Below are 19833 nucleotides of genomic sequence, written 5' to 3' on the forward strand. Positions count from 1 at the left end.
AATTAAAGGAGAGAGAAAAAAATGAGTTTATATGAAAGCTGGATGGAAAAGGCATTTTCTCAAGAGGGCAGAAGTGTGGATGCGGTTTGGGATAGTTATTTGCCAAAAGAACAGCGTATTTATGAATATATTATCGGTGAAAAGGTAAAATCCTTAGAGGGAACCGTTGCTGAATTGGCAGTTCGTTTTAATATGAATGCAGAAGAACTTGTTGCTTTTGTGGATGGCATTAACGAAGCCTTGCCAGAAAAATATGAAATGGAAGATTTAAAAGAAGACACAAAGATTTCTTTGCAGATTAATTTTGAAAAGCTTTACAAGAAAATGGTTGAATATAAGGCAGAGCATCTTTACAATTTGCCACAGTGGAATGGAATTTTTGATAGTGAGACACGTAAGAGAATGATGTTGGAACAGAAGAATTCTCGTACAGTAATCAAAGGAGAAAAAATCGGACGCAACGATCCTTGCCCTTGTGGAAGCGGCAAAAAATACAAAAAATGCTGTGGGGCAAACCAATAAAAATGGAAACAAGACTGATTAAAATCAGCACAGAGAACCCAGAAGCTGACCTTGTTGAGGAAGCCGCCCGTGTTTTGCGAGAAGGCGGACTTGTGGCCTTTCCAACTGAAACGGTTTATGGCTTAGGGGGAAATGGGCTGGATAGCGAGGCTTGTAAAAAAATATATTCTGCCAAGGGGCGTCCATCGGACAACCCCTTGATTTTGCATATTTCCCAAATCAGTGAGTTGCGTCCCATTGTGCGGGAAATTCCCCCAAAGGCGCAAAAGCTGATGGATGCTTTTTGGCCTGGTCCTCTTACCATGATTTTTCCAAAATCCGATATTGTCCCTTTGACCACTACAGGCGGCTTGGATACCGTTGCAGTACGTTTCCCATCCCACCCTGTGGCCATCGCAATCATTCGTGCTTCGGGCTTGCCTATTGCAGGGCCAAGTGCAAATTCCTCAGGGAAACCTAGTCCGACAAGGGCGTCTCATGTTGCCTTTGATTTATCCGGTAAAATTGATATGATTGTAGATGGTGGTGCCGCTGAATGGGGGCTGGAGTCTACTATTGTTGATGTATCGGGAGAAATCCCTATTATTTTACGCCCCGGCGCCATTACGAAGGAAATGATGGAGGCTGTGGTGGATGAGGTTCTCATTGACCCTGCCATTTTGTCAAAGCCTTCGGATGATTTGCGCCCAAAAGCCCCAGGGATGAAGTATACACACTATTCCCCGGCGGCAAAGGTGACCTTAGTAAAAGGGGATTCAAATGCTGTGATACGCAAGATTAACCAGCTTTGTGCCTCTGATAGTGCACAGGGCAAAAAGACAGGGGTTATGGCAACGGAGGAAACAAAGGAATTCTATCAGGCAGATGTGGTACTCTCTCTTGGAAAGAGGGAGAGTCCCGAGGAAATTGGTGCAAACCTATTTAAGTTTTTACGAAAATTTGATTTTCTTGGAGTGGATATGGTTTATTCCGAGGTATTTCCTGAAGTTGGAGAAGGCTTGGCCATAATGAATCGCTTGAATAAAGCGGCAGGCTACAGCCGAATTGACGCAGAATAAAAGATAAGGAGTGAGCAGGATGTTAGCATTAGGTTGTGACCATGGCGGTTTTCCGCTGATGGTAGAGGTAATAAAATATTTGGATGATAACAAAATTCCTTATAAAAATTTTGGAACTTTTTCTGAGGAATCCGTGGATTATCCTGAGTTTGGCAAGCTGGTAGCCCATGCCGTTGCAAATGGCGAATGTGAACAGGGCATTTTAATCTGTGGAACAGGAATTGGTATTTCTATTGCCGCTAACAAAGTAAAAGGAATTCGTGCTGCCCTTTGTGGTGATGTTTTTTCCGCAAAAGCAACAAGAGAGCATAATGATGCCAATATTCTTGCTTTGGGCGCTCGCGTTACTGGCGCGGGTCTTGCTTTGGAAATTGTAAAGGCTTTTTTGGAAACGCCTTTTTCCAATGATGAACGTCATATAAGAAGAATTAAACAAATTGAAGACTGAAGAGACTGACAAGAAAGAAGGAACGAAAATGAGTAAACTGTTCGTATCTGAACACCCAATGATTCAAAGCAAAATGGCGATGCTGAGAAACAAAGAAACCGGTTCAAAGGAATTCCGTGAAATTATCGGAGAGGTTGCAATGCTTTTATGCTACGAAGCGACAAGAGATTTGCCTTTGGCAGATATTGAGGTGGAAACACCCGTGGCTATGGCACAATGCCGTGTAATTGATGCAAAGTTGGCAATCGTACCCATTTTGAGAGCGGGTATCGGTATGACAGACGGGCTTATCAATTTAATGCCTACTGCTAAAATCGGTCACATTGGTTTGTATCGTGATCCTGAAACTTTAAACCCTGTTGAATATTACTGCAAGCTTCCCAGCGATGTTGAAGAAAGAATCGTATTCTTGACTGACCCTATGCTGGCAACTGGCGGTACAGCAGAGGCGGCAATCGGATTTTTAAAGGATAAAGGCGTAAAAAATATCATCATGCTTTGTATTTTAGCTGCCCCTGACGGTGTAAAGAAAATTCAGGAGGCTCATCCTGATGTTGATATTTATGCAGCGGCGTATGATGACATGCTGAATGACCATGGGTATATCGTTCCAGGCTTGGGTGATGCAGGCGACAGAATCTTCGGAACAAAATAAATGAAAAAGTAAAGGGGATTTTCATATGCCGCCATCTTTTTAAGAGGTGGAAGCTGCTTGGCAGATTGCGGCATGATGATCCCCATTTTCCTGTATAGGGAGTTTCTCCCCACTGTTAGGAGAGGATTTTTGAATGCAACATAATTGGATATTATATATAGCTGCTTTTGCCAGTGCCTTTGCCATTACATTGGTTGCAACCCCTTTTGCCAAATGGATATCCATAAAATGCGGTGCCATTGATTATCCAAAGGACAGAGGTGTTCATAAAAAACCCATGCCCAGAATGGGCGGTGTTGCCATTGTATTGGGCTTTACCGTGACTGTTTTGATGATTTTCTTTTTTGACAGGGGTATGAGCACAAAACAGTTTGTTGGCTTTTTGAGCGGAGCGCTGTTGATTGCGGCCTTAGGTGTTTTGGATGATATGAAAAATCTCCCTGCAAAGCTAAAATTTTGTGTTCAGATTGTGGCGGCATTGATTGTCATTTTCTCCGGAATACAAATCAATGTGGTGCTTTGGCCTGTAACTGCGGCTTTGCAGAAGTTCAGCATCCCTATAACCCTAGTTTGGATTGTTGGGGTAACCAATGCGGTGAATTTGATTGACGGTTTAGATGGTTTGGCGGCAGGGGTCTCCTCTATCGCAGCATTAAGCCTCATGGTACTGTGTATTATGACGGGTAGTAATACTGCGGTGGTTTTAACAGCTGCTTTGGCAGGTGCTTGCCTAGGATTTTTGCCCAGAAACTTTAATCCTGCAGAAATTTTCATGGGTGATACAGGTTCTACTTTCCTGGGGTTTGTTTTATCTGTAACCAGTATTCTTGGTGTGTTTAAGGGGTATGCTCTTTTGGCGGTAAGCGTCAGTGTTTTATGTCTTGGGTTGCCCGTATTTGATACAATTTTTGCCATGTTGCGCAGAATGGCGAAACACCAGTCCATTATGCAGCCTGATCGAGGGCATTTGCATCATCGTCTCATTGATCGAGGATTTTCTCAAAAACAGGCGGTGTTGATTTTATATGCAATCAGCTTTTGTTTAGGGTGTTTGGCAATTTTTATTTCTTTTAAAGATTCCAGAATTATAGTGGTGGTATTGCTCACTGTAATTTTGTTAAGCTTTATTATTTATTATTTTAATGTTCACATTAAACATAAGAGTAAATAAAAAAAGGCTGTCCATAGACGTATTTTGTCAATGGCAGTCTTTTCTTAACCCATAAGTTATGATATACTGAAAGGTACGAAAATATCAGAATGGAGAGGAGGCTACTTATGGCACGGGAAATTTGTATTTCAAATGAATTTATTGAAAAAGAACTGCCTTTGGCACCCCCGCTGTATGTTTCTATCTATCTGATGACAAAAGCCTTGGAGGATGCGGATGCAGCGACCATTGCCCGAAGGCTGAATGTTTTAGAAAGTGATGTGGTTCGGGCTTGGCAATATTGGCAGGAAAGAGAACGAGCAAAACCTGTTGAACAGGCATCCACAAGGGTTTTTATGGAGCAAAAGCCTGAATACAGTATGGCGGAGTTATCTGAATATATGAAGCATGGTGAAATGAAAGCCTTGTTGCAAACGGCTCAGCGCAAATTGGGCAAGCCTTTAACCCAACAGGATATCAGTATGATATTTGGCTTGTATGATTGGCTTGGCTTTTCTATAGATTTGATTGAAGTGTTGCTTTCCTATTGCGTTTCTGATGGATTTAAGGGGATGCGTTATGTGGAAAAAGTGGCCATGGCTTGGGCAGAAGATGGCATCCAAACTGTGGACAAGGCTGTGGAATACATAGAAATGAGAAAAACAAGCTTTCATACGATTATGCGTGCCTTTGGGCAAAGTGGTAGAATGCCTGTGGAGGGCGAAGAGACCTATATGAAAAAATGGTTGAGAGAGTATGAAATGTCCATTGATGTCATAAAGGTGGCTTGCGAAAGAACGGTCATGCAGACGGGAAAAGTGAGTTTTGCTTATGCCGATAGCATTTTAAAAAAATGGAAAGATGCAGGAGTGAAATCCCCTGCTGATATAGAAGCTTTGGATCGGGCTTTTGCTGCGAAAAAGACAGTAAAAGCTGGGGAGCAGAAAGCTGTGGTTACACAGCCAAAGCAAAATCGATTTATCAATTATCCCCAAAGACAATGGGATTTTGAGAAATTGGAGAAGCTGCAACGAGAAGAAAGAGATAAATGGTAAAGGAGGCGGGAGCTTTGGCAACAAGAACACAGATATTTCGTGAAATATTACGGGAGTACGATAGCTTGCGCACCAAAAAGGCTGGGGAGCTGCGGGAGAGAAAGGCTGTGCTTTTTGAAAGACTGCCCCGCTTAGCAGAAATTGAGCAGGAAATGGCGTTGTTGGGAACAAAAACTGCCAGAATGGTTTTGCAGGGTGAGCTTGAAGCCAAGGATATTGTGGAACAGTTGAAAATGGGGCAAAAGGTTTTGGAAGAGGAACGTAGTCAGATTTTGGCGGTTCATAACTTAACTCCCCAAATTCTTGAGGTGGAATATGCATGCCCTAAATGCAAAGACACCGGATACATCGGTACGGAGCAATGCCTTTGCATGAAAAGGCGATTGATGGACAAACTTTATGACCAGTCCAATGTGCGAGATTTGATAAAAGTTGAAAATTTTGATAACTTTAATTTTGCTTTATATAGCTCCAATCCTTCAAAGGAAGAAGGAATTTCTCCAAAAGCAAATGCAGAAAAGCTTTATCGCAGAGCATTAGCGTTTGTAGAAGAGTTTGGCAATGGGGCAAACCTTTTGATTTACGGTGGAACGGGCTTAGGAAAGACCTTTCTTTGTAACTGCATTGCCAAGGATTTATTGGCAAAGGGCCATACCGTTTTATACCTTACAGCAGGGCAGTTATTCAGAAAGCTGGAGGAGCAAAGGTTCCATAGAGATGATGATGAGGAGGAGGCTAAGGAGTGGGATCAAGAGCTGTTGGAAGCAGAGCTTTTGATTATTGATGACTTGGGCACAGAGTTTTCCACTATATTTACAACTTCGGAGCTTTTTCGCATTGTGAACGACAGAAAATTGGCAAAAAGGGCTGTTGTAATTTCCACCAACCTAGGCCCAACAGAATTGATGAGTCTTTATTCTGATCGTGTTACTTCTCGTTTTTTTGGAGAGTTTGAGCAAATGAAGTTTTTTGGTGATGATATACGTATTATTAAAAAATATCAAAAGAAGTGAGATTTTATTAAAGGAACGTATGGCTTTATATAAGCCTACGTTCTTTTTTTGGAGGATATGAATCTCTGAAGGTTTTTATGAAAATCTGTCAAAATAATCAAGCATTTGTAAAACCAAATGGAAAAATGGGAATAATACACAAATACACTTCCAGAGACCTCTAGTTATGTCTAATACGAATAAGACATAAAGAATTATGGCTTATTACCTTAGTAAAAAAAATAGGCACAAATTTGGTTTTGTGGTATAATAAAACAACAATTCTTTTCAATTTCTTTTCTTTGAAAGGGTTTGAAAAGTAATTGAAATAGCAAAACATGATACTGTTTATCAAAGCGTATTGATGTTTTACCCTAATTTATAAAGATTTTTGAGGTGTCAAATGAGAGGATTCTTTATTTCGGTGGAGGGAAGCGATGGCAGCGGAAAATCCACACAGATTAAAAAAATAGATGAATATTTGAAGAGCAAAAATCAGGAGGTCCTTCTAACCAGGGAGCCGGGAGGAACTGTAATTTCTGAAAAAATACGTGAATTGTTATTGGATCCTTCTCATAAAGAAATGAAAGCCAAAACAGAAATGCTTTTATATGCCGCTGCAAGAGCCCAGCATCTGGAGGAATTTATATTACCCAGTTTGCAGGCAGGGAAGCATGTATTAACAGATCGTTTTACCGATTCCAGCATTGCCTATCAGGGCTTTGGCCGTGGTTTGGGTGAGATTGTTGCTGAGGTAAACCGTATTGCAACAGGGGGAATTTCTCCGGATATTACGTTTTTCTTGGAGCTTTCTCCAGAAGCTGGAATTGCCAGAAAAATATCGGAAGAAAACCACGAGATGGATCGGTTGGAGCAGGAAAAACAAGAGTTCCATCAAAGGGTATATGACGGTTACAAAACTTTGTGTGAATCGGAAGGACAGCGTATTTGTCTGATTGATGCAAGTGCAGGAATTGAAGCTGTTTTCTCTCACATAAAGGTGGAGCTAGATAGGTTATTTGGTTTTTAAGCGCTTTTACAGCGTATGTTTCAGTATTCATACAAATATTGTTTCAAGTCAAATAAATTATGTTGGATGGGAGGAGTTTCTATGAAGCTAATAATTGCCATTATTCAAGATGAAGACGCAGGTGAGGTTATCTCCAATCTCAATAAGGCGAACTTTCAGGTAACAAGACTGGCAACAAAGGGCGGCTTTTTAAGAGCCGGAAATACGACTCTCTTAACCGGTGTTGAGGATGAAAAAGTAGAAGAGGCTATGGGGATTATTGAAGAAAACAGTAAGTCCCGTACCCAGTATGCTACCCTTCCTTCTTCTTGCGGTGCAATGCATGGCTTTATTTTGGCACCCATAGAGGTGAATATCGGGGGTGCCACAGTGTTTGTGGTAGATGTGGAACAATTTAAAAAGTTTTAATGTTTGGGAATTTGATACATCACTTTCTGACAAAAAGACTATATTTCGATATTCTGGTCAGAATCTCAAGAACATGATGTTTGAAGAAAGGAGGGGGCGCTTTGTATCGCTTTGAGGAAATTTGGGGCAATCAGCGCCTGCTCCGCCATTTGCGTATGGCGGTGAAACACAAAAAGACCTCCCATGCCTATTTGTTTATAGGAGGGGCAGGGTCAGGTAAAAAGATGATTGCAAATACCTTTGCAAAATATCTTTTGTGTGCCGCCAATCAGGATGAGCCTTGTGATACCTGTGAGAGTTGTCGGGTATTTGAAAGTGGAAACCATCCCGATGTTATTTATGTGACCTCTCAGAAAAAAACGCTGGGGGTAGATGAAATTCGCGGGCAGATATTAGAAACAGTGGATATCAAGCCTTATCATTATGATAAAAAAATATATATCATGCAACAAGCCCATACTATGACGGTACAGGCGCAAAATGCATTGCTGAAAACATTGGAAGAACCGCCGGAATATGCAGTTTTTTTGCTTTTGGCAGAAAATACAGAGGCCTTTTTGCCTACAGTTTTATCGAGAACAGTCACTTTAAAAATCAGCCCTCTTTCAGAGGAGGAAATCCACAGATATTTAGTGGAAAAAGAATTGGTAGCCCCAGAAGAAGGCGGATTTTTTGCGGCTTATGCACAGGGCAGGATTGGACATGGGTTAGAGCTGATAGAGGATACTGCTTTTCGGCAGATGCGTGAGGATATTTTAGCGCAAATGAGCCAATTGCAGTCTATGGGATTAGCAGAGGCTTTGCTTTTGGCAAAGGAATGGGAAATTTTTAAAAATGATTTTCGTTTTTTAGATATCATTGCATTATGGTATCGAGATTTAATGACGGCAAAAGCTTTAAGGGACGAACGGTTTATCATTCAGAAGGATAAAAAAGAATTATTATATTCAGCGGCAAAAGAGCCAACAGAAGCTTTGGCTAAAAAATCGGCGGCTGTGACAAAGGCGAAAGAGCGTTTAATACAGAATGGAAATTTCAGGCTGACCATGGAGGTTATGCTGATGGAGCTAAAGGAGAATAGAACCCAATGATAGAAGTGGTAGGAATTCGATTTAAAAAAGCAGGAAAGATGTATTATTTCGATCCTGATGGAATGACATTAACCAAGGAAGATTACGCCATTGTGGAGACTGCCCGTGGCGTGGAATATGGACAAGTAATCAAAGAAAATACCCATGTACCAGAGGAGACCATTGTGCCCCCGCTAAAAAAGGTTTTGCGCAAGGCTACAAAGGATGATGCTCGCACAGTGGAGAATAATGAGAAAAAAGAGTCTGAAGCGTTTCAAATTTGCTTGGGACATATTGCCCATTTAGGCTTGGATATGAAGCTGGTGGATGTTGAGATGACCTTTGACCGAAATAAGCTGATTTTTTACTTTACCTCTGATGGTAGAGTAGATTTCAGAGAGCTGGTTAAGGAATTGGCGGCGGCTTTCCGTACTCGTATTGAATTGCGCCAAATTGGCGTTCGTGATGAGGCAAAAATGCTCAATGGCATTGGCATCTGCGGAAGAACGTTGTGCTGTGCTACGTTTTTGGGTGATTTTCAGCCCGTTTCCATTAAAATGGCAAAGGAACAGAGTCTTTCTTTAAATCCTACGAAAATCAGCGGCATTTGCGGACGTTTGATGTGCTGCTTAAAATATGAAGAGGATGTTTACGAAGAATTAAACAGAAAGATGCCTAAGGTTGGCGATATTATTTCAACACCGGAAGGCACCGGAGAAATTCTCTCCACCAATGTGTTGCTTCAACAAGTAAAAGCAGCAGTGAGAAAAAAAGAAAATGACCCACCTACCATTGCTTTTTATCACGCTGATGAAATCAAGGTAATCAAGTCAAAGAAAAAGAAAAAAGAGGTAATACCTGAGGAATTAAAGGCATATGAGGACTGATATTAAAATTAACGACTATGAACGGGTGGATGATTTACACCGTGATGGTTATCAAATCATTCAAGACCCCAGCCGTTTTTGCTTTGGCGTAGATGCAGTACTGCTGAGCAGCTTCACCAGAGTGAAAAAAGGGGAGTGTGTTTTGGATTTGGGGACAGGTACTGGAATTATTCCTATTTTGCTTGCCGCTAAAACCAAGGGGCAGCAATTTATCGGTCTTGAAATACAGGAAGAAAGCGTGGAAATGGCACTGCGTAGTGTGGACTTAAACGAGCTTGAGGAACGGGTTTCTATTTTGCATGGGGATATTAAAGAAGTCAGTGCTCTTTTTCATAAGCAGACTTTTGATGTTGTGACCTCAAATCCCCCTTATATGAATGAAGGGGGCGGTTTAGTAAATCCTCACAGTGCTAAGGCAATTGCAAGGCATGAGATTCTTTGTTCGTTAGAAGATATTGTGGCGGCGGCTGATAAGGTACTGCATAAGGGTGGCAGATTTTATATGATTCACCGCCCCCATAGGTTGACGGATATTATGGTGCTGATGCGCCAATATAAGCTGGAGCCGAAAAGATTGCGTTTCATTCATCCCTTTCAGGACAAGGCACCAACTATGGTTCTTGTAGAAGGAATAAAGGGTGGAAACCCAATGGTGAAGGTAGAACCACCGCTGATTATTTATAGCGAAGCAGGGAAGTATACCCAAGAAGCATTTGATATTTATTATGGAGAGGGGCAGGCATGAAACAGGATATGACAGGAACATTATACCTTTGCGCAACGCCCATTGGAAATTTAGAGGATATTACGCTAAGAACATTAAAGCTTCTGGAAAGTGTAGATGTCATTGCCGCTGAGGATACAAGAAATACATTAAAGCTTTTAAATCGTTATGAGATCAAAACACCCATGACAAGCTATCATGAGCATAATAAAATGGGCAAAGGGCCTTTTTTGGTTGAAAAGCTCTTAAACGGTGAGAACATTGCCTTAGTTACGGATGCGGGAATGCCAGGAATTTCAGACCCAGGAGCGGATTTGGTAAAGCTTTGCTATGAGGCCGGAGTGGCTGTGACTGTGGCTCCGGGGGCTTCGGCGGCAGTGGTTGCGCTGGTGCTTTCGGGTTTGGATACCAGAAGATTTGTATTTGAAGGTTTTTTGCCATCGGATAAAAAAGAGCGTCGGTTGGTGTTGGAAACCTTGGAGAAAGAGCATCGCACTATGATTTTTTATGAGGCACCCCATCGCTTATTGGATACATTGGAAGAGCTTGCCCGAGTGCTGGGCAGGGATCGTGAAAGTGCTGCCATTCGGGAATTGACCAAGAAATTTGAAGAAGTGCGACGGGATTCCTTAGAAAATCACATAGGGTATTTTAATGAAAATACGCCAAAAGGGGAATTTGTTTTGGTTATAGAGGGACTTTCTTTGGAAACGCAAAAAAAAGAGGCTCAGGCTAGCTGGGAAGAAGTTTCCATCCCAGAGCACATCCAGCGGTATTTACAGCAAGGTATGACAGAAAAGGATGCTATGAAGCAGGCCGCAAAGGACAGAGGGGTTTCAAAGAGAGATATTTATAAAGAGTATAAAACCAATGAATAAATTGAGATATGAAACATAAAAAGAGATTATGGCAAATCTGTGAGTCTCGGTTGCGGTTTTATTTTTCCGTCGTGGGCAGAATAAATGAAAATATTCTGTTTGATTTTTACAATGGCTTATTTTAAGCATTTAAACACAAAACGGTAAGACTGCAGCTTTGCAAAGACAAGAAAGATAGAAAAGAGGTAAGAGGTAATGAGGATGCTGGAAGGCTTTTTGGCGTTAGGCTGGAGAGATGTGTTGCTTGCAGCGTGTATTGCATACATTATTTTTTCTGCAATACGACTTTTCCAAAAGCTTTTTGGAAAGCAAGAGGAGGAACTAAGCTTCAAAGTAAAAAACATGGATATGGTTGAGGTCTATGAAAAATGCAAAGAGTTGTTCCCCATACAAAGCCTTACATTTCATGGGAGGGAGTTTACCCGTGGCATGCGTATTAAGGTGACGACAATCCAGAAAAAGATTATTGAAGGAGAACTGATTGGGATTAATCGAATTAATCTTATTTGCATACGTACCCACAATCAGATCGTTGCACATCAGATTGAAAAAATCGAAGAAATTATTATTTTAGAATGAAAAAAAGGCTATTTTCCCTTCAAGGAGATAGCCTTTTTTGTTGCAAAAATCCCCCAAAATAAGGATGGAATAAAAATTTTAACGGGATTTTAGCGGGTGAAGATATTGAATTTACTAGGATTGCGCATATAATGAAATTAAGTAAAGTCATTAATGAAATTTTGTGAAGTGAATAGAAGGAGTCTATTCCACCAAGAAGTGATTTATGGGAATGAATCATTTAGGCCATATGGATTTTTAAAAAGCAGTTCTTAACCAGGGGTTGGAGGAGAGCAAAATGAAGTCTGAATTTGTTTTTCTATAAACAAATATGTGTTTTTTAGAACCATGGGCTTTGAGAAAGATAATTTGGCGAGACATACACACCGAATTAGGATTGATATAAAAACATATATGGAAGTGCATCGGTTGAAAGGCTGAAAGCAGAAGTATATTGAAGGGGGTTTTACAAGTGAAGTATCATGATGGAAGCATGGGCAATACATATAAAATGGGCATAGATATTGGCTCCACAACCGTTAAGGTTGTATTGGTTGACCAGGAAATGGATATGGTATTTTGCTGCTATCGCAGACATTTTTCTGAAATCAAAAAAACGGTTAAGAATATCATACAGGAAGCGAAAGATGAACTGGGTGAAGCTTCTTTTACTGTTATGATTACCGGAAGCGGTGGCGTATCCCTGGCAAAAAGTATTGAAGTAGAATTTATTCAAGAAGTTGTCGCTACGGCAAGGGCCCTTGAAACAACAGCTCCTTTAACGGATGTTGCCATTGAGCTTGGTGGCGAGGACGCAAAAATAATATATTTTGACAACGGAAACGTTGAGCAAAGAATGAACGGGGTGTGTGCAGGTGGCACAGGCTCTTTTATTGACCAAATGGCAAGTCTTTTACAAACAGATGCAACGGGATTAAATGAATTGGCAAAAGGACAGACTGTGATTTATCCCATTGCTTCACGTTGTGGTGTATTTGCAAAAACAGATATACAGCCACTGATTAATGAGGGGGCAAAGCGGGAGGACTTGGCAGCATCTATTTTTCAGGCTGTAGTCAATCAGACCATTGCAGGTTTGGCTTGTGGAAAGCCTATCCGCGGTCATGTTGCTTTTCTGGGAGGTCCTCTTCACTTTTTGTCTGAGCTGAGAGGCAGATTTATAGAAACCTTGAAGCTGACAGAGGAGACGGCGATTATACCTGAAAATTCTCATTTATTTGCAGCATATGGTACCGCAGTTTCCTGCAAAGGTGAGGCGAATTTCAACTTTACCTCTATTCTGAAAAAGTTAAATGAAAAAGGGGAAATGTCGGCAGAGGTAGGCCGCATGGAACCTTTATTTCATAATGAGAGAGAATATGAGATTTTTAAGGAAAGACACGACCAGAACAAAGTAAAAAGAACACCCATTTCTACATATCATGGTGATGCATTTTTAGGAATTGATGCGGGCTCAACTACAACTAAGGTCGCTTTGGTTGCTGAGGATGGAAGCCTACTATATTCTTTCTATGCAGGAAATGAAGGGAACCCTTTAGGCGTTGTTACCAAAAGCTTGAATGAAATGTATGACTTGATGCCTGAGGATGTTGTGATTCGAAATTCCTGTGTAACGGGTTATGGAGAGGGGCTTTTGAAAGAAGCTCTGATGATTGATTTAGGTTATATTGAAACAGTGGCACATTATAAAGCGGCACAGTTTTTCCGACCTGATGTAGATTTTATTTTGGACATTGGTGGTCAGGATATGAAATGTATCCGCATTAAAGATCATGTGATTGATAGTGTTTTGCTCAACGAGGCTTGTTCCTCAGGCTGTGGTTCCTTTATTGAAACCTTTGCAAAATCTCTGAACTATGGGGTGGCTGATTTTGCAAAAATTGCTTTGTTTGCAAAGCACCCTATAGATTTGGGTTCCCGCTGTACTGTGTTTATGAACTCAAGGGTAAAACAAGCCCAAAAAGAGGGTGCGGATGTATCGGATATCTCTGCAGGCTTAGCATATTCTGTTATTAAAAATGCGTTGTTGAAGGTTATAAAAATTGCCGACCCTCAATCCATGGGGAAATCTATGGTTGTGCAAGGGGGAACCTTTTATAACGATGCGGTTCTGAAAAGCTTTGAAATGATTAGTGGCAGGCAAGCTGTTCGCCCTGACATTGCAGGCATTATGGGTGCCTTTGGTGCCGGTTTGATTGCAAGGGATAAATATGAAGCCGGTTTCCAAACCACGCTGATTACTCAAGAGGCTATGAATACCCTTGAGGTACATTCTTCTATGGCAAGATGTCAAGCGTGTACCAATCATTGTTTATTGACCATTAACCGCTTTAACGGGGACAGACGCTTTATAACTGGAAACCGTTGTGAAAGAGGTTTGGGTAAGGAGAAAAATCAGAATCCTGCGCCAAATCTTTATGAATATAAGCGCCACAGATTGTTTGACTATGAGCCTTTATCAGTTGAAGAAGCAAAGCGTGGTACGGTGGGGATACCCCGTGTCTTGAATATGTGGGAGGACTATCCTTTTTGGTATACCTTCTTCACAAAGCTGGGATATCGGGTGGTGCTTTCCCCTAATTCTTCTAAAGGTATATTTGAAAAGGGTATGGAGTCCATCCCCAGTGAGTCTGTTTGTTACCCCGCTAAGCTGGTACATGGGCATATCATGTATTTGATTGAACAGGGTGTGGATATGATTTTCTACCCAGGTGTGGTTTATGAGAGAAGAGACAGCGTTGCGGCGGATAACAACTATAATTGCCCCATTGTGGCCTCTTATAACGAAAATATTAAGAACAATATGGAAGAGCTTCAGGAAAAGGACATTCTTTTTATGAATCCATTCCTAGCCATGGATAAAATAGAGACTGTTTTGAAGCGTTTGACGGAGGAATTCGAGCCCTTAGGCTGTGATAAAAAGGAAATCAAAGAAGCGGTTTACGATGGTTGGAACGAATGGTCTCAGTTCCGTCGGGATATGCACGATAAGGGAGAAGAAACCCTGCAATATATGAAAGAAAATGGTATGACAGGCATTATTCTCGGTGGACGCCCTTACCATGCGGACCCTGAAATCAACCATGGCATTCCTGAGCTGATTGCTGGCTACAACATTGCTGTATTGACAGAGGACAGCGTTGCCCATCTTGGGAAAGCAAAACGCCCCACCGTTGTGCGAGATCAATGGACCTATCACTCCAGACTGTATGAATCGGCAGCTTTTGCAACAACCCAGGAAAACCTTGAATATGTTCAGCTGAATTCCTTTGGTTGTGGGCTGGATGCCGTTACAACGGATGAAGTAAAGGCAATTCTGAATGCATCGGGAAAAATTTATACTGTATTGAAAATTGATGAAGTAAACAACCTTGGGGCAGCACGTATCCGTATTCGTTCTTTAATTGCTGCATTGGAGGACAGAAGAGAAAAAGGTGTCAGCCTAAAAGAAGGGGATGCCAGCCTGCACAGAGTTTTGTTTACAAAGGAAATGAGAGAAAAGTACACCATACTTTGCCCTCAGATGTCGCCAATACACTTTAATATTTTGCAGCCTGCAATGCGAGCTTGTGGCTATAATCTGGAGATTATGGAGGCCATGGACAGAAGTGCCATTGATACAGGGCTGAAATATGTAAACAATGATGCTTGTTATCCGGCACTGATTACCATAGGGCAATTGATGAACGGGTTGTTTTCCGGAAAGTATGACTTAAATCGGACTGCATTATTGATCTCTCAGACCGGCGGTGGATGCAGAGCAACAAATTATATTGCTTTGATACGAAAGGCTTTGGAGAATGCAGGAATGCCAAATATTCCCGTTATCTCTATTAACCCCGTTGGATTGGAGAAAAACCCAGGATTTCAAATTGGCTTAGGCATGATGAATAAGGCAATACAGGCCTTGGTTTATGGTGACGTGTTTATGAGAGTATTATATCGTACGCGCCCCTATGAAAAAGTGAAAGGCTCTGCTAACGCACTTTATGAAAAATGGAATGAAAAAGTAAAGAAGGATGTTGCCACCGGAAAATTCCGTACATACGCAGAAAATATCCGAGGAATCATCAGAGAGTTTGATGAGTTGGAATTGCTTGATGTGAAAAAGCCAAGAGTTGGTGTGGTAGGAGAGATTTTAGTGAAATTCCACCCCACTGCAAATAACGATTTGGTGAATCTCTTGGAAAGAGAGGGTGCGGAAGCTGTTGTGCCTGATTTGCTTACCTTTGGTTTATATTGCTGTTATAATGCAACACAGAAGGAAAAATATCTGGGGGGCTCTGCAAGAAGCAGAATGGTAGCGGATATGGTGGCAAAGGTCATTGAGCAATATCAAAAACCTATGATTACTGCCCTAAAAATGAGCAAACGCTTTGATTCCCCTCAAGACATTCGTGAGTTGGGAAAATATGCGGAAAAGGTTGTTTCTCTGTGTAACCAAACAGGGGAAGGCTGGTTCTTAACGGCAGAAATGATTGAGCTGATTCATACCGGTGTTGCAAATATTGTATGCACCCAGCCCTTTGGGTGCCTGCCAAACCATGTTGTGGGCAAAGGGGTAATTAAGGAACTACGTAAGCAATATCCTTTGTCTAATGTGGTTGCCATTGACTATGATCCTGGTGCAAGTGAAATCAATCAGCTTAACCGGATTAAGCTCATGCTGGCAAGTGCAAATAAAAATTTGGAGGCAGTACGCTCCAACACCTTGAGCAAGTCCCATTCTTTGGAACAGGCAGCATTTCGGGTGAAAGAGGATGAAAGAAGTTATTAAATGAAACTTTTCGGGGTATCTCAATGTTCTTTAAAACGGATTTTGGGATACCCTTTTTAACGTTTTTCTGTCTAATCTTTTTCAATTGGAATTACCATATCAGCCCTTCCCAAAAGCCATCAGTGAGGAGAAAAAGTCATCTTTAAATCTTGTTGACAATAAAACATGTGAGAAATTATACTTGTTGAAGAAAAGGAAGCGTTGACCTTAAACTGGGAGGGGTATCCACACAATGAGTACGAACAGGGAAGACAGCTATGAACAATTATTGAATACCATGGGGGAAGTGGCGGTTTTTGTTGTGCATCAGGATACCCATGAAGTGTTATGCTGCAACGATGAGGCAAAGAGGCAAGAAGGGAATGCCCTTTGCAGAAGGCTTCGTGAACTATGGGAGAAACAGTGTCACCAATGTGTAATGAAAAACATAAAGGAAAACGAGTCTTTTACCAAGACTATATTTGATGATAATTCAAAGAAAATCTTGCGTTTAATGGTAACCAGGATAAAATGGGGGATTGAAAACATCCCTGCATTTTCTGTGGTGATTACCCCCGTTGTACAAGGAGAAAATGCAGCAGTACATTTAAACCTCCTAGAAAATATTGATATTATCTTATCGGAAGGATATGTTCACAGCTGTCTGGTAAATTTAGCCAAGAATGAGTATGTCAATTTGCTGCCTGATTGTTATGGGAGAAATGCATTTTTTATTGGGAAAAGCTATGATGAAATGACAGAGCACTTTTATCAATGTGTTCATCCCTTACATGAGGTTGAGGTTAGACACGTTTATAGCAGGGAACAGCTTTTAGTGGACTACAATGAAGGAATCCAAAGAGTTAGTCATGATTACCTGCTTCAAAACAAAGAGGGATCATATCGCTGGGTTAGAGGAAGCGTGATATTCCCTCGAAATTCGGGTTACAGCGATAGAATGGCAGTGATGCTTTGGAAAGAAATCCAGTCAGAAAAGGGCATAGCCCAACAGCTTCTTACAGAGCAGGAAGCGCTGTTTAATAGCCTTCCCGGATATGTTTTAAAGATATCGGTGGCTGAGGATATCATTTTTTTGGAAGCCAGCGATACGTTCTACCATTTTTTTGGTGTGGTAGATAGAAAATATCAGGTTGGTGACAACGTTTTTATTGAAGATAGAGAGTTTGTAATATCTCTGATCAAACAAAAAGGACAAAAGGGACTGCCAATCTCCTTTGAATGCAGGGTATGCGATAAAACAGGGAAAATTGTTTGGGTTCAGTGTGAGGGCCGGCTTGTAGACTATCAAAAGGGATACCCAGTTTATTTGCTCATTTTATTAGATATTCACGCCAATAAACTAACCCAAATGCAGCTATTAAAAGAAAGAGAGCGCTACCGTTTGGCTGTGGTAGACATGGCGGTTGGCATTTTCGAATATTATGTTAGGGATGATTATTTTGCTTACTATCCGTCGGAAAGTAATCAGAAGGGTGCAACAAAAATATGGAATTATATGGAGAAAATGAAGCGGGCTACCATGCTTTCCGAGGAGCATATAGCAACATTTTTAGAAATTTTGCAGGGGAAAATTACCGGCGCAGAGATAGAAATATATGTGGAACGAAATAAGCGCTATGAATGGTTTTTTTGTCAGGGAAACCCTATTTTTGAGGATGGAACACTAAAAAAAGTTGTTGGCACACTTCGCTCCATTGATGAAAGCAAAAGAGAACAGCAGAAAGCGGAGGAAAAATTACAACGAGAGAAAAAGCAAAGCCGAATGTCCAATCAGAGGTTTTTACGGGCGGTAAATCAGCTCTACGATTTGATAATTGAAGTGGATTTGATAAGCAGAGAAACTTATATTTGGAAGGACTCTGATGAATATGGCAAGTTCCTGCCAAGAGACCAGCGGCTATATGACTTTTTAATGAATGATTGCTTTGATTTGGTTCAATGGGAGTATCGGGAAGGGGCAAAAAATACATTTATGCCTGAGTTTTTGCTAAAAGAGTTCCACCAAGGGAATAGTGAGATTATGATGGAGATGCCTGTGGGAAACAGCAAGGGTATGTATCGCTGGCATCGTCTTCAGGTTCAGCTTTTGGAGGAAAGTGCAGATAGCCTGCGCGTTATGATATACTTTAAAAATATCCATGAGCAAAAATCAAGAGATGAACAGCAGCAAAGTGCATTAAAAGATGCGTTAAAACTGGCGGAGCAAGCAAACACAGCAAAAGGTGATTTTTTGTCCCGTATGTCTCATGATATTAGAACCCCTTTAAATGCCATTATGGGGATGACCTCCATTGCCCAGGCTAACTTGGAGAAAAAGGAAACGTTGTTGGATTGTTTGAAAAAGATAAATTCCTCTTCAAAATATCTTTTGGCATTGATTAATGATATTTTGGAAATGAGTAAAATAGAGAGTGGGAAAATGCCCCTCAACATCAAGGACTTTGATATTCATGAATTGCTTCAAGAGGCAGTTGTTTATGGTTACACACAAGGACAGCTTAAAGAGCAAAGGTTTTCCGTTTTGCTAAAAGAAGGGACCGAGGGTATTTTTGAAGGAGATCCGTTAAGGTTGAATCAGGTTTTGATTAACCTATTAAGTAATGCGTTTAAATATACGCCACCAAGAGGAGAAATCTTTTTGGTCGTGAGCGGACGAGATATAGATGATAATAGGAGTTTGCTTCAAATTGAAGTGCGAGATAACGGGATAGGCATAGAAAAGGACTTTTTGGATAGGATTTTTCTTCCATTTGAGCAAGGGGAGGGGGGCTTGGTATCCGGGGGCACCGGGCTTGGCTTAGCAATCTCTCAAAATCTTGCAATGCTTATGGGAGGACATATTTATGTAGAAAGTGAAGAGGGAAATGGCAGTGTATTCCGCTTTGAGCTTCCGCTAAAGAGAAAACCAAGCAACAGTTTTCCAAAAGAAAAAGAATCCCCAGAGAAGCTGGTGGTAGTGGAGACTGGGCTTTTGGCGGAGCTGGAGAATTCCAGAGTTCTTTTGGTAGAGGATAATGAAATTAACGTAGAGATTGCCACAACTCTTTTGGAAATGTGCGGCTTAATTGTAGATGTAGCGGGGGATGGAAGGGAGTGTCTGTCTCTTTTTGGACAATCCCCGGAGAATGCGTATCTTGCCATATTAATGGATATACAAATGCCTGTGATGAATGGTTATGAAGCCAGTAGAGAAATACGCAAAATGGAACGGGAGGATGCAAAAACCATACCCATTTTAGCTATGTCTGCCAATGCATTTCCATCAGATATTGGTGAGACCATGGCAGCGGGAATGACTGAGCATATTCCTAAGCCCATTGATATGAGTGTGTTATTAAAGCTGCTGAAGAAGTATAAAGAAGAGAAAAAATAAAGAAGATAGGGATAACAGAAATTTATTCTGCTGTAAATCAGACGTCTTTTTGCAAAAAAGAAAAGATTAAACAGGTGGAGTTTTTCTGGAACTTTTTTGATTATGATAAGTCTAAACTAGCAGAGAAAGAGATTTTCATGGAAAATTCTTGCATATGTAAAGGGGAACTTTTTTCGCTGCGCAGCATATAAAATCTAGGTAATCCTTAGGAATTGCAAGCTTTTCCT

General features: G+C 41.1%; 16 protein-coding genes. All 16 read left to right on the forward strand.

The genetic code is table 11. The features are described 5' to 3' along the window. The first annotated feature begins 21 nt into the window (after window positions 1–21). The 16 genes from NE558_RS07190 (at window position 22) to NE558_RS07265 (ending at window position 19606) form a co-directional block, all read left to right on the forward strand. Window positions 22–522: an SEC-C metal-binding domain-containing protein gene (locus tag NE558_RS07190; protein ID WP_256149303.1), complete on the forward strand. Its 501-nt coding sequence runs from the start codon at window positions 22–24 to the stop codon at window positions 520–522. 2 nt (window positions 523–524) lie between these two features. Continuing rightward, the gene (locus tag NE558_RS07195) at window positions 525–1580 is read left to right on the forward strand and encodes an L-threonylcarbamoyladenylate synthase (RefSeq protein WP_256149305.1); all 1056 of its coding nucleotides are present in this window, start codon (window positions 525–527) and stop codon (window positions 1578–1580) included. A gap of 19 nt (window positions 1581–1599) precedes the next feature. Continuing rightward, window positions 1600–2028: a ribose 5-phosphate isomerase B gene (gene rpiB, locus NE558_RS07200; RefSeq protein ID WP_256149307.1), complete on the forward strand. Its 429-nt coding sequence runs from the start codon at window positions 1600–1602 to the stop codon at window positions 2026–2028. A gap of 28 nt (window positions 2029–2056) precedes the next feature. Beyond that, the gene (gene upp / locus NE558_RS07205) at window positions 2057–2683 is read left to right on the forward strand and encodes a uracil phosphoribosyltransferase (protein WP_256149309.1); all 627 of its coding nucleotides are present in this window, start codon (window positions 2057–2059) and stop codon (window positions 2681–2683) included. Between the two features lie 133 nt (window positions 2684–2816). Then, on the forward strand, window positions 2817–3854 hold the full coding sequence (locus tag NE558_RS07210; RefSeq protein ID WP_256149311.1) for an MraY family glycosyltransferase: 1038 nt from the start codon (window positions 2817–2819) through the stop codon (window positions 3852–3854). Between the two features lie 107 nt (window positions 3855–3961). Continuing rightward, window positions 3962–4888, forward strand: a complete 927-nt coding sequence (locus NE558_RS07215; RefSeq protein WP_256149313.1) for a DnaD domain protein — start codon at window positions 3962–3964, stop codon at window positions 4886–4888. Between the two features lie 14 nt (window positions 4889–4902). After that, a complete protein-coding gene (locus NE558_RS07220; RefSeq protein ID WP_256149315.1) occupies window positions 4903–5901 on the forward strand; it encodes an ATP-binding protein in 999 nt (332 codons plus the stop codon). Between the two features lie 382 nt (window positions 5902–6283). Next, complete coding sequence (tmk, locus tag NE558_RS07225; RefSeq protein WP_256149318.1) at window positions 6284–6910, forward strand: dTMP kinase; 627 nt, start codon at window positions 6284–6286, stop codon at window positions 6908–6910. A gap of 81 nt (window positions 6911–6991) precedes the next feature. Further along, on the forward strand, window positions 6992–7318 hold the full coding sequence (locus NE558_RS07230) for a cyclic-di-AMP receptor (RefSeq protein ID WP_256149320.1): 327 nt from the start codon (window positions 6992–6994) through the stop codon (window positions 7316–7318). A 101-nt stretch (window positions 7319–7419) separates the two neighbouring features. Next, window positions 7420–8409 carry a DNA polymerase III subunit delta' gene (gene holB, locus NE558_RS07235; protein WP_256149322.1) on the forward strand — a complete coding sequence of 330 codons (990 nt, stop codon included), beginning with the start codon at window positions 7420–7422 and terminating at the stop codon, window positions 8407–8409. Next, window positions 8406–9275 (forward strand): PSP1 domain-containing protein, encoded by an 870-nt coding sequence (locus NE558_RS07240; protein WP_256149324.1) that lies wholly within the window; start codon window positions 8406–8408, stop codon window positions 9273–9275. Before holB ends, NE558_RS07240 begins: the two co-directional genes overlap by 4 nt. After that, complete coding sequence (locus NE558_RS07245) at window positions 9265–10020, forward strand: tRNA1(Val) (adenine(37)-N6)-methyltransferase (protein ID WP_256149326.1); 756 nt, start codon at window positions 9265–9267, stop codon at window positions 10018–10020. Before NE558_RS07240 ends, NE558_RS07245 begins: the two co-directional genes overlap by 11 nt. Window positions 10021–10028: 8 nt before the next feature. Then, on the forward strand, window positions 10029–10877 hold the full coding sequence (rsmI, locus tag NE558_RS07250) for a 16S rRNA (cytidine(1402)-2'-O)-methyltransferase (RefSeq protein WP_256149447.1): 849 nt from the start codon (window positions 10029–10031) through the stop codon (window positions 10875–10877). Between the two features lie 195 nt (window positions 10878–11072). Then, on the forward strand, window positions 11073–11456 hold the full coding sequence (locus NE558_RS07255; protein WP_256149328.1) for a hypothetical protein: 384 nt from the start codon (window positions 11073–11075) through the stop codon (window positions 11454–11456). A gap of 472 nt (window positions 11457–11928) precedes the next feature. Then, window positions 11929–16233, forward strand: a complete 4305-nt coding sequence (locus NE558_RS07260) for an acyl-CoA dehydratase activase-related protein (protein ID WP_256149448.1) — start codon at window positions 11929–11931, stop codon at window positions 16231–16233. 232 nt (window positions 16234–16465) lie between these two features. Then, entirely contained in the window at window positions 16466–19606 is a 3141-nt protein-coding gene (locus NE558_RS07265; RefSeq protein ID WP_256149330.1) for an ATP-binding protein, read from the forward strand. The last annotated feature ends 227 nt before the right edge of the window (window positions 19607–19833 follow it).

The organism is Anaerotignum propionicum, from assembly GCF_024461735.1.
Classification (GTDB): domain Bacteria; phylum Bacillota; class Clostridia; order Lachnospirales; family Anaerotignaceae; genus Chakrabartyella.

Bases quoted from the DNA above. Each gene is read 5' to 3' on its own strand.
- NE558_RS07190 (WP_256149303.1), top strand. From the start codon at position 22: ATGAGTTTATATGAAAGCTGGATGGAAAAGGCATTTTCTCAAGAGGGC.
- NE558_RS07195 (WP_256149305.1), top strand. From the start codon at position 525: ATGGAAACAAGACTGATTAAAATCAGCACAGAGAACCCAGAAGCTGAC.
- rpiB (WP_256149307.1), top strand. From the start codon at position 1,600: ATGTTAGCATTAGGTTGTGACCATGGCGGTTTTCCGCTGATGGTAGAG.
- upp (WP_256149309.1), top strand. From the start codon at position 2,057: ATGAGTAAACTGTTCGTATCTGAACACCCAATGATTCAAAGCAAAATG.
- NE558_RS07210 (WP_256149311.1), top strand. From the start codon at position 2,817: ATGCAACATAATTGGATATTATATATAGCTGCTTTTGCCAGTGCCTTT.
- NE558_RS07215 (WP_256149313.1), top strand. From the start codon at position 3,962: ATGGCACGGGAAATTTGTATTTCAAATGAATTTATTGAAAAAGAACTG.
- tmk (WP_256149318.1), top strand. From the start codon at position 6,284: ATGAGAGGATTCTTTATTTCGGTGGAGGGAAGCGATGGCAGCGGAAAA.
- NE558_RS07230 (WP_256149320.1), top strand. From the start codon at position 6,992: ATGAAGCTAATAATTGCCATTATTCAAGATGAAGACGCAGGTGAGGTT.
- NE558_RS07240 (WP_256149324.1), top strand. From the start codon at position 8,406: ATGATAGAAGTGGTAGGAATTCGATTTAAAAAAGCAGGAAAGATGTAT.
- NE558_RS07245 (WP_256149326.1), top strand. From the start codon at position 9,265: ATGAGGACTGATATTAAAATTAACGACTATGAACGGGTGGATGATTTA.
- rsmI (WP_256149447.1), top strand. From the start codon at position 10,029: ATGACAGGAACATTATACCTTTGCGCAACGCCCATTGGAAATTTAGAG.
- NE558_RS07255 (WP_256149328.1), top strand. From the start codon at position 11,073: ATGAGGATGCTGGAAGGCTTTTTGGCGTTAGGCTGGAGAGATGTGTTG.
- NE558_RS07260 (WP_256149448.1), top strand. From the start codon at position 11,929: ATGGGCAATACATATAAAATGGGCATAGATATTGGCTCCACAACCGTT.
- NE558_RS07265 (WP_256149330.1), top strand. From the start codon at position 16,466: ATGAGTACGAACAGGGAAGACAGCTATGAACAATTATTGAATACCATG.